We start from the raw sequence: 13,366 nt of genomic DNA on the forward strand, positions 1-13,366 counted from the left end.
TCCGGAGATGGCGGGGGCTCTCGCGTTTCCGGCGGTTGTCCGTCAGGCGGGGCTGGCGAGGCGGCGGCGGGCCTTCTCCCGGATCCGCTCCGGCAGGTCCTCCGCGTCGAGCAGCCGGGGCAGCAACTCGGGCTCCAGGCTGGTCGCCCGGAACACCTCGCCGATCGTCACCCCGTGCGCGGGCCGCTCCACCACCTCGACCGGGTCGCCGGCCCCCACCTCCCCCGCACGCAGCACCCGCAGGTACGCCCCGGGCGTGGCGCGCACCGTGAAGCGCCGGATCAGGTCGGGCATCCCCCAGAAGCCGGCGAACGTGGTGCACGGGGTGCGCGGCATGGTCACCTGGAGCAGCGCCGAGCCGACCGCCCACTGCTCGCCGATCACCGCGCCGGTCACGTCGATCGCGTAGGTGGTCAGGTTCTCGCCGAAGCCACCGGGGCGGATGGCGCGGCCGATCTCCGCGGACCACCAGGCGGCGTCCTCCTCGGCGTACGCGTAGACGGCCTTGTCCGGCCCGCCGTGGTGGGCCCGCTCGCCGATGAAGTCACCGACCAGGCCACCGGCGAGCACCTCCACCGGTCCCTCGACCGGGCGCTTGTCGATGCCGCTGCGACCGCTCGCGTCGCCGGCCCACTCCGCCTCGGTCACGATACCGAGGTTCACCGCTGCCACCCTGCCCGTCATGACGGTCAGCCTAGGTGAATCCGCAGTGCGGGCTTGACCTTGACGCTGCGTCAACCCTCCATGCTGGCTGCCATGAGCATCCCGCCAACACCCGATCAGGTCGAGCAGGCCGTGATACACGTGCACGGCCTGGAAAAGTCGTTCAAGCAACTGAAGGTGCTGCGCGGCGTGGACATCGACGTGGCGCGGGGCACCATCTTCGCCCTGCTCGGCTCCAACGGAGCGGGCAAGACCACGGTGGTGAAGATCCTCTCCACGCTGCTCAAGGCCGACGCGGGGACCGCCCGGGTCAACGGCTTCGACGTCGCGGCACAGGCTGCCGACGTACGCGAGTCGATCAGTCTCACCGGGCAGTTCGCGGCGGTCGACGAGATCCTCACCGGACGGGAGAACCTCGTCCTGGTCGCCAGGCTGAGGCACCTCAGGAACCCGGGTGCGGTCGCGGATGACCTGCTGAGGCGCTTCTCACTGACCCAGGCGGGCACCCGGAGGGTGGCGACGTACTCCGGTGGCATGCGCCGCCGGCTGGACATCGCGATGAGCCTCATCGGTAACCCACCGGTGATCTTCCTCGACGAGCCGACGACCGGGCTGGACCCGGAGGCGCGCATCGAGGTGTGGCAGGCCGTCAAGGAGCTCGCCAAGGGCGGCACGACCGTGCTGCTCACCACCCAGTACCTCGACGAGGCAGAGCACCTCGCCGACCGGATCGCGATCCTCCACGAGGGCCGGATCATCGTGAACGGCACCCTCAACGAGCTCAAGCAGCTCCTCCCACCCGCCGAGGTCGAGTACGTCGAGAAGCAGCCGACCCTCGAGGACGTCTTCCTCACCCTCGTCGGCGCCCGAACGGACAAGGAACAGCGATGAACAAGCACTTCCTCGGCGACACCGCCGTCCTCCTGGGACGTTCGCTGCGCCACATCACCCGCAGCCCCGACACCATCATCACGACCGCGATCATGCCGATCGCCTTCATGCTGCTGTTCGTCTACGTCTTCGGCGGCGCGATCGAGACCGGGTCCGACTCGTACGTGAACTACCTGCTGCCCGGCATCCTGCTCATCACGATCGCCTCGGGCATCTCGTACACCGCCTACCGGCTCTTCCTGGACATGCAGGGCGGCATCTTCGAACGGTTCCAGTCCATGCCGATCGCCCGCTCGTCCGTGCTGTGGGCGCACGTCCTGACCTCGCTGGTCGCCAACCTGATCTCACTGGTGGTCGTCGTCCTCGTCGCCCTGCTCATGGGCTTCCGCACGGGGGCGGGTCTGCTGGGGTGGCTCGCGGTCGCCGGCATCCTGGTCCTGTTCACCCTGGCGCTGACCTGGATCGCCGTGATCCCCGGCCTCACCGCGAAGTCCGTGGACGGCGCGAGCGCGTTCTCCTACCCGATCATCTTCCTGCCGTTCATCAGCTCGGCCTTCGTGCCCACCGACACCATGCCCGGGCCGGTGCGCGCCTTCGCCGAGAACCAGCCGGTGACCTCCATCGTCAACGCCATCCGGGACCTGTTCACCCAACAGCCGGTCGGCACCGACATCTGGACCGCCCTCGCCTGGTGCGCCGGCATCCTCGTCCTCGCCTACCTGTTCGCCAACCTCACCTACCGTCGCAAGATCTCCTGAGCCAGTGCCAACCAGAGCTGGACCAACTGCGGGCAGGATCAGAGCATGCTGACGATCGGTCAACTGGCGGCGTACGCCGGCGTCACGGTGCGGGCGGTGCGGCACTATCACCAGATCGGACTGCTGCCCGAGCCGGAGCGGGACGCATCGGGCTACCGACGGTACGGCGCCACGGCGGTCGTGTCCCTCATCAAGATCCGCACCCTCGCCGACGCCGGCGTGCCACTGTCGCAGATCAGCCGGATGCTCGAAGCCGACGCATCAGCCTTCGCCGAAGCGATTCGGGCCATCGACGACCACCTGCGCGACGAGATCGAACGGCTGCAGACCAGCCGCAAACACATCGCGCAGCTCACCGCCGGAGACAGCCTGGCGCTGCCACCGGAGGTGGCCGCCTATCTCGACCGGCTCCGGGCCATCGGGGCGTCACAGCGGATGGTGGAGGCCGAACGGGATGGGTGGATCCTCGTCGCGGCGCGCTGGCCCGACCGCATCGTCGAGTGGATGCCCGGCAAGAGCGCCCAGCTCGATGATCCGCAGGTCATCCGGCTCTATCGGGTGCTCTCGGAGATCTTCGACGGTGACGAGGAGGACGACCCGCGTCTGGCAGAGGCCGCCGACATCATGGCCTGCCTGGCGGAGCAGGCGTACGCCGCCGGCGATTTCCTGCACGCCGAGGAGGCTGACGACGATCTTCCGCACGACCTGGTCGACGCGCTTGCCGACGAGTCCGACCCGCGGGTGCAGCGGCTGCGGGAGCTGATGCGCGAGCGGGGCTGGTCCGGTTGGAACCGGATGGAGCGGCTGGCCGAGCCGCCCCCCGCCTGACCGCCGTGCGGCGTGTCCGACCTGTCAGCCCTTGACGGCGCCGGCGACCAGGCCGGAGACCATTCGTCGCTGCACCAGCAGGAAGAAGATGACGACCGGCAGCGTGAACAGGGTGGAGGCGGCCATCACCGGACCCCAGTTGGTGTCGTCCCGGCCGAAGAAGAAGGTCATCGCCACCGGCAGCGTGTAGCGCCCCTGGTCGTTGATGAACGTCAACGCGAAGATCAGCTCATTCCACGCGGTGATGAAGGAGAAGATGCTGGTGGCCACCAGGCCGGGCGCGACCAGCGGGAACAGGATCCGTCGGAAGATCTGGGCGCGGCTGGCTCCGTCGATGGCCGCCGCCTCCTCCAGCTCCTTCGGCACCGCGGCGACGAAGCCGCGCAGCATCCAGACCGCGAAGGGCAGCGAGAAACCGAGGTACGTGAGGATCAGGCTGGGCAGGGTGTTGTAGAGCCCCAGCCGCTGGATCATCAGGAACAGAGGGATGACCAGCGCCTCCAGCGGGATCATCTGCACGATCAGCAGCATGATCAGGAAGCTGGTCCGCAGCCGGAAGCGGAACCGGGCCACGGCGGTCGCGGCGAGCAGCGCGACGAGGCCGCTGAGCACCACCGTCGAGATGGCGACCAGCGCGCTGTTGAGGAAGAAGTCGGCGAAGGTCACGCCGGGGATCAGGTTGCCGGTCAGGATCTCCCGGTAGTGCGCCAGCGTCGGGTGGGTCGGCACCGGCTGCGGGGTGGACGAGAAGATCTCCCTGCTGGGCTTCAGCGAGGTGGAGATCATCCAGTAGACGGGGAACGCCGCGAAGAGCGCGACCAGCAGCCCGGCGCCGTTGAGGGCGATTTTCTTCACGACTCGTCCTCCTGCCTGAGCACCATCCGTACGTAGAAGCCAGTGACCACGAGCAGGATCAGCGTGAGGATCACCGCGATGGCCGCGCCGAGGCCGTACTTCGGCGGCGGCGAGAACGCCTCCGCGTACGAGTAGATGGAGAGCATGAACGTCGGCCGGTCCTGGGTGCCGCCGGCCAGCACGAACTGCTGGGTGAAGACCTTGAAGTCCCAGATGGTGGAGAGCACGATCAGGATGCCGAAGACCGGGCGCAGCAGCGGGAAGGTGATCTTCCAGAACACCCGCCACGGGCCGGCGCCGTCCACCCGGGCGGCCTCGTGCAGCTCGCTCGGCACGCTCTTCAGACCGGCGAGCACGCTCACCGCGATGAACGGAAACGAGTGCCACACCACCACCAGGGTGAGGATGGCGAGGAAGAGCAGGGGCGAGTTGAACCAGCCGTAGCCGGTCCAGTCGCTACGGCCGAACAGGCTGGTGGAGAGGCCGTCCGGCAGCGCGTTGAACAGCCAGGTCACCAGCCCGCTGGTGTCGTCGAAGATCCATTTCCAGACGATCGCGCCGGTCAGCGCCGGAGTGGCCCAGGCGAGCATCACGCAACTGGCCAGGAAGGTGGCCATCTTGCGGCCCAGCCGGTTGAGCAGCAACCCGACCAGGGTGCCGAGGACCATCGTGAGCAGCACGTTCGCCGCGGCGAACAGGACCGTGTTGCGCAGCACGGTCAGGAAGAACGGATCCGAGAGGATGTCGGCGTAGTTGCCCAGCCCCACCCAGGGCCACTCCCGGTCGCCGCGCAACTGCCGGACGCTGTTCAACCGGTAGAAGGACATCACCACCACCTGGCCGAGCGGCCAGAGCAGCAACACCCCGATGATCGCCAGGGCGGGCAGGAGCAGCAGGTACGGCAGGCGGTCGACCCGGCGACGCCGCCGCGCGGGGGTCTCCCGCGCGGCGGCCGTCCCCGGCACCTCGGTCAGCGTGGTCACTTGGCGTTGAGGATGCTTTCCATCTCAGCGGCCGCGTCGGCGGTGGCCTTCTCGACCGTCTTCTGACCCTTCATGACCGAGCTGTTCATCGCCTGGGTCACCGTCTTGGTACGGCTGACCTCCACCCACTTCGGGGTGAGCGGCGTGAGCTTGGTGTTCTGCATGGTGGTGGCGAACGAGGACATGACCTTGTCGTTGGCGTACGTGCCACCGGCGATCAGGTCCTGGTAGACCGGGAAGAAGCCGAGGCTGCTCGCGAAGCTCTGGGCGTTCTGCTTCTTCAGCAGCACGGTCAGGTAGTCCCAGGCCAGGTCCTGGCGCTCGCTGTCCTTCCAGATCGCCACGTCCGAGCCGCCGGCGAAACCGGGTGCGGCCTTGCCGTCCGGACCGGGGATCGGGAACGTACCCCAGACCTTCTCGATCTCGGGGTTGTCCTTCTTCATGGCGCCCTGCTGCCAGCTGCCGGCGAACGCCATCGCGGCCTTGCCGGTGGCGAACTGGGTGCGGGCGTCGATCTCGTTCCAACCCGCCGCGGCCGGCGGGGCCACCTTGTGGACGGTCACCAGGTCGGTCCAGAACTTGACCGCCCGCTGCGCCTCCGGTGTGGAGTAGCCGGACTTCCAGGTGCCGCCCTGGTTGGTGGCGATCTCGGCGCCGGCGCCCCAGAGGAAGGAGTAGAAGGGCAGCTCGGAGTTGCCCGGCAGCGCGATGCCGTAGGTGCCCGGCTTCTTCGCCTGCACGGTCTTGGCCACGCTGACCAGCTCTTCCCAGGTCTTCGGCGGCTGCACGCCCGCCTCGGCGAACCAGTCGGTGCGGTAGTAGATGGCCCGCACGCCGGCGTACCAGGGCACGCCGTACTGCTTGCCGTCGAGCTGGGCGTTGCGCACCAGGTCGGGCAGCAGGTCCTTGCCGTCGGCCCAGCCACCCATCCGGCCGCTGACGTCGGCGAGCGCCTCCTGGGCCGCCCAGCCCTGGGTCTCGGTGTTGCCCAGCTCGGTGATGTCCGGCCCCTCACCGCCGGCGAGCGCGGCCTGGAACTTCTTGGGCGCCTCGAGCCAGGGGATGTACTGCACCACCACGTCGGTGTCCGGGTGCTTCTGCCGGAACTCGGTCTCCACGCCGTCGAGGAAGGTGTTCTGCGCGTCCCCGCCCTCGCCCATCATCCAGACCGTGAGCTTGCTGTCGTCGGCCGCGTCGTCGCCGGAGCCACCGCAGCCGGTCAGCACCATCGCGGCCGAGGCCACCACGGCGGTGACCGGGGCCAGCCGCTTCCACCTGTTCACGCCACTTCTCCCCTCGCGCCGCCTGGAACTAACCTTCTCCGCCGCACCTTAGTACGAAGAATTCCTTTACGACAGTGGGCGGACCGGCGAAGCGTGGCGACCGTACCGCAGGGGGTCGGCGACAGGCGCTGTGGCACCGGGCCGAAGTCGGGCGCTCCCGCACGAAAGAGCGCCCGGCCGGGGGGCCGGGCGCTCTTTTCAGGTCGTGCGGTGGTGCCAGGTTGTTATCGGGTGATGCTGCGGCGGTGACCCACGCCGGCCACCAGCGCGACCGCGATGGCCGCCACGACGACCTGCACCAGCAGCTCGCCCCAGTCGATCCCGTTGGTCTCGGTCGCGATGCCGATCGCCCGCGCCAGCACCGTGCCCAGCAGGGCCGCGCCGACACCGATCAGCATGTGCAGCCACATCGGCATGTTCTGCCGGCCCGGAACGACCAGGCGGCCCAGCGCGCCGACGATGAGACCAACAACGAGCGCAGTGATGATGCCCCACACGGTGAGCTCCATGGTCGCCCTCCTTCAAAGAATGTCTGACACACACGATGTGTGTTTCCTGTCGTGACCGCTAAGTTCCCGACCCACCGAAATCCCAAACCGACTTTGTCCGCCAGACGATCACGACCAGGCACACACGAGGCACGCCCGCACGGGGCTGCCCGTCGGGCGACGTCAGCAGGATGCGCGCAACATCCCGGAGAGTGCTGCCTCCCGGCGCGACGAGGCAGCACTCTCCGGGAAAGTGCGTGGATCTTGAGGATGGCGGAGGGTGCGGGATGCACGCCGAAGGGCGCCGGACCTGTCGGTCCGGCGCCCTTCGCAGATGTCAGGCTGGGTTATCGGGTGACGCTGCGGCGGCGACCCACGCCGGCCACCAGCGCGACCGCGATGGCCGCCACGACGACCTGCACCAGCAGCTCGCCCCAGTCGATCCCGTTGGTCTCGGTCGCGATGCCGATCGCCCGCGCCAGCACCGTGCCCAGCAGGGCCGCGCCGACACCGATCAGCATGTGCAGCCACATCGGCATGTTCTGCCGGCCCGGAACGACCAGGCGGCCCAGCGCGCCGACAATGAGACCAACAACGAGCGCAGTGATGATGCCCCACACGGTGAGCTCCACGGTCGCCCTCCTTCAAAGAATGTCTGACACACACGATGTGTGCTTCCTGTCGTGACCGCTAAGTTCCCGACCCACCAAAATCCCAAACCGACTCACACCCAATCCAGCGGTGAACGTCAATGCGCATACGGCTGCGTCGATTGACGCGGGAGCGCGTCCACACAGGTCGCGGGCCCTGTCATCGGTCCACCACGCCGCTGGTGCGGCGCGAAAAATTTCTCCGCCCGTTGCGAGGGCGCGCGCCACTGCACGGCAACGGCCGGCACCCCGTCGGGCGATCGGTCTTCGCGATCCGCCCGGCCGGGGCACCGGCCGTGTACGTCGGTCAGCGCCGGCGCACCGGCGCCGGTGTCACTTCTTGCCGGCGGGCTTGCCGTCACCGGAGTCGGAGGAGAGCGCGGCGATGAAGGCCTCCTGCGGCACCTCGACGCGGCCGACCATCTTCATCCGCTTCTTGCCTTCCTTCTGCTTCTCCAGCAGCTTGCGCTTACGGCTGATGTCACCGCCGTAGCACTTGGCGAGCACGTCCTTGCGGATCGCCCGGATGGTCTCGCGGGCGATGACCCGGCTGCCGATGGCCGCCTGGATGGGCACCTCGAACTGCTGGCGCGGGATCAGGGTGCGCAGCTTGGCGGCGATGGTGACGCCGTAGTTGTACGCCTTGTCCTTGTGCACGATGGCGCTGAACGCGTCCACCGGCTCGCCGTGCAGCAGGATGTCGACCTTCACCAGGTCAGATGCCTGCTCGCCGGAGGGCTCGTAGTCCAGCGAGGCGTAGCCCTTGGTACGGCTCTTCAACTGGTCGAAGAAGTCGTAGATGATCTCCGCGAGGGGCAGCGTGTAGCGCAGCTCCACCCGGTCGGCCGAGAGGTAGTCCATGCCGAGCAGGGTGCCGCGCCGGCCCTGGCACAGCTCCATGACCGCGCCCACGTAGTCGTTGGGCGTCAGCACGGTGGCCCGGACCACCGGCTCGTGCACCTCGGCGATCTTGCCGGTCGGGTACTCGCTGGGGTTGGTGACGACGATCTCCTCGCCGTCGTCGGTGATCGCCCGGTACACCACGTTCGGCGCGGTGGAGATCAGGTCCAGGTTGTACTCGCGCTCCAACCGCTCCCGGATGATCTCCAGGTGGAGCAGGCCGAGGAAGCCGCAGCGGAAGCCGAAGCCGAGCGCGCCGGAGGTCTCCGGCTCGTAGTCCAGCGCGGCGTCGTTGAGCTTGAGCTTGTCCAGTGCCTCGCGCAGGTTCGGGTAGTCGGACCCGTCGATCGGGTAGAGGCCGGAGTAGACCATCGGCTTCGGGTCCTTGTAGCCACCCAGCGCCTCGCCCGCCGGCCGGCTGTTGATGGTGACCGTGTCACCGACCCGGGACTGCCGGACGTCCTTCACACCGGTGATGAGGTAACCCACCTCGCCGACGCCGAGCGCCTCGGCCTTCACCATCTCCGGCGAGATGACGCCGATCTCCAGCAGCTCGTGCACCGCCCCGGTGGACATCATCTTGATCCGGTCCCGGGCGCTGATCCGGCCGTCGATGACCCGGACGTAGGTGACCACGCCGCGGTAGACGTCGTACACCGAATCGAAGATCATCGCCCGGGCGGGCGCCTCGGCGTCGCCGGTCGGCGGGATGAACTGCCGGACGATCTCGTCGAGCAGGTGCGGCACGCCCTCGCCGGTCTTGCCGGAGACCCGGATGCAGTCGGCGGGGTCGCCGCCGATCAGGTGGGCCAGCTCCTCGGCGTACTTCTCCGGCTGGGCGGCCGGCAGGTCGATCTTGTTGAGCACCGGGATGATGCGCAGGTCGTTCTCGAGCGCCAGGTAGAGGTTCGCCAGGGTCTGCGCCTCGATGCCCTGCGCGGCGTCGACCAGCAGCACGGCCCCCTCGCAGGCGGCCAGCGACCGGGACACCTCGTAGGTGAAGTCGACGTGCCCCGGGGTGTCGATCATGTTGAGCACCGCGTGCTCACCGGCCCGCTCGCCGTCGCGGATGGTCCACGGCATCCGGACGGCCTGGCTCTTGATGGTGATGCCGCGCTCGCGCTCGATGTCCATCCGGTCCAGGTACTGGGCGCGCATCTGCCGGGGGTCGACCACGCCGGTGAGCTGCAGCATCCGGTCGGCCAGGGTGGACTTCCCGTGGTCGATGTGGGCGATGATGCCGAAGTTCCGGATGACTGCCGGGTCGGTGGCACCGGGAGCGTTCCGGGCGGAATCGGGCGTCGGTGGCACAGCGGTCCGTTCTGATCGGCTGACGTGAGCGGGCCGGCGCGACGCCGACCCCTTCTATGATCCCACGCCGCCGGGGCGCGTCCGCTGCGCGGGCGATCCCCGCCCTCCGGCGGGCGCCGCACCGGCCGGGACCGTCACTCCATCGGCGGCTCCACGAAGAGCGCGGCCAGCCGGGGCAGCCGTCGGCGGGCCTCCTCCTCGTCGTCGAAGTCCCAGAAGTCGTTGAGGTCGGGCGCCCGCACCGGCTCCCGCTCCGCCGGCAGCTCCGACGCGGTGGCCTTGCGGTACGCGTCCCAGGGCACCGACAGCATCTGCTCGGCGGAGAACTCCTCCCCGCTGAGCGAGGCGGCCCGCACCTGGGGCAGCTCGGCCAGCGAGTCCGGCTCGGCGACCGCGCGGGCGAACACCGCCCGACCCTGGGTCATCAGCCAGCCCCGGAAGTGCTCGAAGCCCTCCGCCGACGCGCCGCCGTTGATCAGGTACGCGGCACCCCACAGGTCCGCCTTGTGCGAGGCGGCCAGCACCCGCGTCTGGTGCCGGGCGTACCCGACGATGTCCTCCGGGTCGCGCTCGGCGAGCAGCGCCACGGCACGCGCGGCGACCGGGCCGGGCTCTCCCCCACCGCCGGCCCGGGCCTGGTCGATCAGCTGCCAGAAGTCCTCGGTCCTCATGGCTTGGCAGTCTGGCAGTGTCGCCGCGCGCTCCGCACGTACCCCGGGGCAGCATGGTGGGGTGTCCCCCACGCCGCTGCCTCCGGTCCCGTACCACGCGAGCGCGCAACGCCCGTCGTGGCCGGCGCTGCCGGCGGCGCTGCGGGCCGCGGTCGCCGACCGGCTCGGCGCGCCGGTGCTCACCGCCCGGGTCGCCGGCGCCGGCTTCACCCGGGGCTTCGCCGCCGTGCTCGACACCGCCGACGGCGGCCGGGCCTTCGTCAAGGCGGCACCCGCCGCCGAGCAACCGCACCTGGTCGAGTGGTACGCCCGGGAGGCCGCGATCCTCGACCGGCTGCCGGCCAACCTGCCGGCGCCCCGCCCCCGGTGGACGCTGACCGAGGCCGGCTGGTTCGTGCTCTGCACTGACGCCGTCGACGGCCACACGCCGCGGCTGCCCTGGTCGCCGGCCGAGCTGGACGCCACGCTCGCCGGGTACGCCGAGGTCGCCGCCGCGCTGGCCGACCCGCCGGCCGGGCTGACCGCGCTCGGCCTGCCGCACCTGGCCGACCTGGCCCGGTCGGACATCCTCTGGTGGGAGGAGGTCGCCGCCGGCCGGGAGCCGCCGCCGGCGCTGCCCGAACCCCTGCGGGGCCGGCTACCCGAGCTGGTGGAGCTGGAGTCCCGCCTCCCCCGGTACGCCGCCGGGTCGACCGGCCTGACCCACGGTGACCTGCGGGTGGACAACGTGCTCATCGACGCGGTGGGCCGGGCCTGGTTCTGCGACTGGACGTGGGTCTGTCACGGGCCGGCCTGGTTCGACCTGGCCGGGCTGCTGCTCACCGCGTACGCCAACGGCCTGGACGCCGACCGGCTCTTCGCCGCGCACCCGGTGACCCTGGGCGCCCCGCCGGACGCGCTGGACGCCACCCTGGCCGCGCTGGCCGGCTACTTCCTCACCGGCGCCGCCGCGGCCCCGGTGACGGCCTCGCCCCATCTGCCCGCGCACCAGCGGTGGAGTGGCGAGCAGGCGCTCGACTGGCTCGCCCACCGCCAGGGCTGGGCGTAACCTGGTCTCCGACGGGCCGGATGATCGACATCTACGGCCGCCCGGGGTCGGGCCGTTTTGGCTCGTCCCGGGCGACCTGGTAACCTGGCTCTTCGCGTAGCGATGACGCATGTTCGTCATCCGCGCACAAGCTGACCAACCCGAGCTATCAAGACGAGGCTGTCGCGTGGCGAACATCAAGTCCCAGATCAAGCGCAACCGGCAGAACGAGAAGGCCCGGCTGCGCAACAAGTCGGTCAAGTCGTCGCTGAAGACCGCCGTCCGGAAGTTCAACGAGGCTGCTGAGGCCGGTGACGTCGAGAAGGCCACCGCGCTCATGCAGGACGCCTCGCGCAAGCTGGACAAGGCTGTCAGCAAGGGCGTGATCCACTCCAACCAGGCCGCGAACCGCAAGTCCGCGATCGCCAAGCGCGTGGTGGCTCTCTCCGCCTGACGACTCGCCGTCAGACTGATTCGGAAAGCCCCGGGCTCCGGTCCGGGGCTTCCGCATGTCCAGGCTCGTGCCCTGAGGGGCCGTTCGGCTCCAAGATCTACTGCGACTGGGTCGGTGGGCGCGTCTGCGCTTCCGTGTGCGGGGGCGGCGCATCCACCGTCACCACGACCCCGGGCACGCTGTGCGTGATCCACTCCACCCGGGCCCGGCCGACCACCGGCTCCATCTGCCGGCGGAAGCGGTCCCGTTCCTGCTCGGGCACGAGCGCGGCGGACCGCACCACGATCGCGGCCACCATGTCGTTGAGCTTGACCATCGCCGCCACCACGGCGGGCAGCACCAGCACGGCCCACCAGGTGACCAGCTCGGCGAGGGCGAGCAGCACGGCCAGCGCGACGGTGCCCTCGAAGAAGAGGAAGCAGAGCACCCCGCCGGGGTTGACGAACCGCAGGTTGAGGAGCCGGGCGTAGAGCGGCCGGTAACGCTCCTCGTCGGCGGGGATGGTGGCCCACGCCGTGCGGTTCGGCGGCCCCGTCACCGGGTGCTGCCCTGCCGGGCCGCCGCGACGGAGAAGACAGCGCGTTCCAGGGCGTACGCCCGGTCGTCCGAGCCGCCCTTGACGGCCGCGTTGCACTCGGCGGCGACCTGCATCGCCCGAACCAGCCCCTCCGGCGTCCAGCCGCGCCCCTGCCGCTGCGCCCGTTCGATCTTCCAGGCCGGCATGCCGAGGTTGCTGGCGAGCTGGTACGGGTTGCCCCGGCCGGCCGACGCCACCCGGGCCACCGTGCGCACCCCGTCGGCCAGGGCGTCGGCGATGGGCACCGGGTCGACGCCGACGTGCAGGGCCCAGCGCAGCGCCTCCAGCGCGGCCGGCACGTCTCCGACCATGGTGGCGTCCGCGACCGTGAAGCCGGTCACCTCGACCCGCCCCCGGTAGTAGCGGGCGACCGTGTCGGCGCCGATCCGGCCGTCGGTGTCGGCGATCAGCTGGGAGCAGGCGGCGGCCAGCTCGCGCAGGTCGTTGCCGACCGCCGCGATCAGCGCCTCGGCGGCGTCGTCGGTGCACCTGCCGCCGGCCCGGCGGATCTCGTCGCGGACGAAGGCCACCCGATCACGGTGCCCCTTGAGCTTGGCCGCCGGCACCACCGTCGCGCCCGCCGACCGCAGCCCGTCCGCGAACGCCTTGCCCTTCGCGCCGCCGAGGTGCAGCACGAGGAGCTGGACCTCCGGGTCGGGATTCTTCGCGTACGCCAGCAGCGCGGTGACCAGGTCCTTGCGGGCATCCTGGCCGGAGCGCAGGATGAGCAGCCGCCGCCCGCCGAACAGCGACGGGCTGAGCATCTCGGCGATCTCGCCGACGGTGAGCGCGCTCGCCTGGTACTCGCGGACGTCCACCTCGGGATCGACGCTGCGGACCCTCGCGATCGCTTCGGTCACCGCGCGCGTGGCGAGCAGTTCCTCATCACCGAGGACGAGCAGAATGGGGGCGAGGCTGGCCGGGGTCACGCCGCCCATATTCGCACGGCCTACGGCGGGATCGTGCCTGGTCATTCGCCGCTTGGTCGGCGGAGCCCGCACTCAGTGCAAATCCCGACATTCACCTC

15 protein-coding genes are annotated in these 13,366 nt (G+C 70.1%); 5 read left to right on the top strand and 10 right to left on the bottom strand.

Annotation, left to right across the window (positions count from 1 at the left end):
• Positions 1 to 42 precede the first annotated feature (42 nt).
• Positions 43 to 684: an MOSC domain-containing protein gene (locus AB0K07_RS18400; protein ID WP_363756508.1), complete on the bottom strand. Its 642-nt coding sequence runs from the start codon at positions 682 to 684 to the stop codon at positions 43 to 45.
• Between the two features lie 72 nt (positions 685 to 756).
• Between AB0K07_RS18400 and AB0K07_RS18405 the strand changes: the two genes are divergently transcribed.
• Genes AB0K07_RS18405 through AB0K07_RS18415 form a run of 3 tightly spaced genes read left to right on the top strand, consistent with a single transcriptional unit; the run spans position 757 to position 3,140 of the window.
• Positions 757 to 1,554: an ATP-binding cassette domain-containing protein gene (locus AB0K07_RS18405; protein ID WP_363756510.1), complete on the top strand. Its 798-nt coding sequence runs from the start codon at positions 757 to 759 to the stop codon at positions 1,552 to 1,554.
• Complete coding sequence (locus AB0K07_RS18410; RefSeq protein WP_363756512.1) at positions 1,551 to 2,312, top strand: ABC transporter permease; 762 nt, start codon at positions 1,551 to 1,553, stop codon at positions 2,310 to 2,312. The genes AB0K07_RS18405 and AB0K07_RS18410 overlap by 4 nt, the downstream gene beginning before the upstream one ends.
• Before the next feature lie 45 nt (positions 2,313 to 2,357).
• The gene (locus AB0K07_RS18415) at positions 2,358 to 3,140 is read left to right on the top strand and encodes a MerR family transcriptional regulator (protein WP_363756514.1); all 783 of its coding nucleotides are present in this window, start codon (positions 2,358 to 2,360) and stop codon (positions 3,138 to 3,140) included.
• Between the two features lie 24 nt (positions 3,141 to 3,164).
• On the opposite strand, the gene AB0K07_RS18420 is transcribed toward AB0K07_RS18415, so the two are convergent.
• The 7 genes from AB0K07_RS18420 to AB0K07_RS18450 all read right to left on the bottom strand — a co-directional run bounded on the left by AB0K07_RS18420 (position 3,165) and on the right by AB0K07_RS18450 (position 10,281).
• Positions 3,165 to 3,995: a carbohydrate ABC transporter permease gene (locus tag AB0K07_RS18420; RefSeq protein ID WP_363756516.1), complete on the bottom strand. Its 831-nt coding sequence runs from the start codon at positions 3,993 to 3,995 to the stop codon at positions 3,165 to 3,167.
• Complete coding sequence (locus AB0K07_RS18425) at positions 3,992 to 4,978, bottom strand: sugar ABC transporter permease (protein ID WP_363756518.1); 987 nt, start codon at positions 4,976 to 4,978, stop codon at positions 3,992 to 3,994. Before AB0K07_RS18425 ends, AB0K07_RS18420 begins: the two co-directional genes overlap by 4 nt.
• Positions 4,975 to 6,261 (bottom strand): sugar ABC transporter substrate-binding protein, encoded by a 1,287-nt coding sequence (locus AB0K07_RS18430; protein WP_363756520.1) that lies wholly within the window; start codon positions 6,259 to 6,261, stop codon positions 4,975 to 4,977. The genes AB0K07_RS18425 and AB0K07_RS18430 overlap by 4 nt, the downstream gene beginning before the upstream one ends.
• A gap of 224 nt (positions 6,262 to 6,485) precedes the next feature.
• Complete coding sequence (locus tag AB0K07_RS18435; protein ID WP_363756522.1) at positions 6,486 to 6,770, bottom strand: GlsB/YeaQ/YmgE family stress response membrane protein; 285 nt, start codon at positions 6,768 to 6,770, stop codon at positions 6,486 to 6,488.
• A gap of 326 nt (positions 6,771 to 7,096) precedes the next feature.
• Positions 7,097 to 7,381: a GlsB/YeaQ/YmgE family stress response membrane protein gene (locus AB0K07_RS18440; RefSeq protein ID WP_074313648.1), complete on the bottom strand. Its 285-nt coding sequence runs from the start codon at positions 7,379 to 7,381 to the stop codon at positions 7,097 to 7,099.
• A 351-nt stretch (positions 7,382 to 7,732) separates the two neighbouring features.
• A complete protein-coding gene (gene lepA / locus AB0K07_RS18445) occupies positions 7,733 to 9,610 on the bottom strand; it encodes a translation elongation factor 4 (protein ID WP_363756524.1) in 1,878 nt (625 codons plus the stop codon).
• 134 nt (positions 9,611 to 9,744) lie between these two features.
• Positions 9,745 to 10,281 carry a DUF4240 domain-containing protein gene (locus AB0K07_RS18450; RefSeq protein WP_363756526.1) on the bottom strand — a complete coding sequence of 179 codons (537 nt, stop codon included), beginning with the start codon at positions 10,279 to 10,281 and terminating at the stop codon, positions 9,745 to 9,747.
• Positions 10,282 to 10,342: 61 nt separating this feature from the next.
• Between AB0K07_RS18450 and AB0K07_RS18455 the strand changes: the two genes are divergently transcribed.
• Both AB0K07_RS18455 and rpsT read left to right on the top strand, forming a co-directional pair.
• A complete protein-coding gene (locus AB0K07_RS18455) occupies positions 10,343 to 11,329 on the top strand; it encodes an aminoglycoside phosphotransferase family protein (RefSeq protein ID WP_363756528.1) in 987 nt (328 codons plus the stop codon).
• Between the two features lie 166 nt (positions 11,330 to 11,495).
• Positions 11,496 to 11,762, top strand: coding sequence for a 30S ribosomal protein S20 (gene rpsT / locus AB0K07_RS18460; RefSeq protein WP_109818418.1), 267 nt, complete (start codon positions 11,496 to 11,498; stop codon positions 11,760 to 11,762).
• A 97-nt stretch (positions 11,763 to 11,859) separates the two neighbouring features.
• Here the strand turns inward: rpsT and AB0K07_RS18465 are convergent, their stop codons facing one another.
• Together AB0K07_RS18465 and holA are read right to left on the bottom strand one after the other, a co-directional pair.
• A complete protein-coding gene (locus AB0K07_RS18465) occupies positions 11,860 to 12,300 on the bottom strand; it encodes a hypothetical protein (RefSeq protein WP_363756530.1) in 441 nt (146 codons plus the stop codon).
• A complete protein-coding gene (gene holA, locus AB0K07_RS18470; RefSeq protein WP_363756532.1) occupies positions 12,297 to 13,277 on the bottom strand; it encodes a DNA polymerase III subunit delta in 981 nt (326 codons plus the stop codon). The genes AB0K07_RS18465 and holA overlap by 4 nt, the downstream gene beginning before the upstream one ends.
• Positions 13,278 to 13,366 lie beyond the last annotated feature (89 nt).

The sequence above is a fragment of the Micromonospora sp. NPDC049301 genome (assembly GCF_040678715.1).
In the GTDB taxonomy this organism is placed as follows: domain Bacteria; phylum Actinomycetota; class Actinomycetes; order Mycobacteriales; family Micromonosporaceae; genus Micromonospora.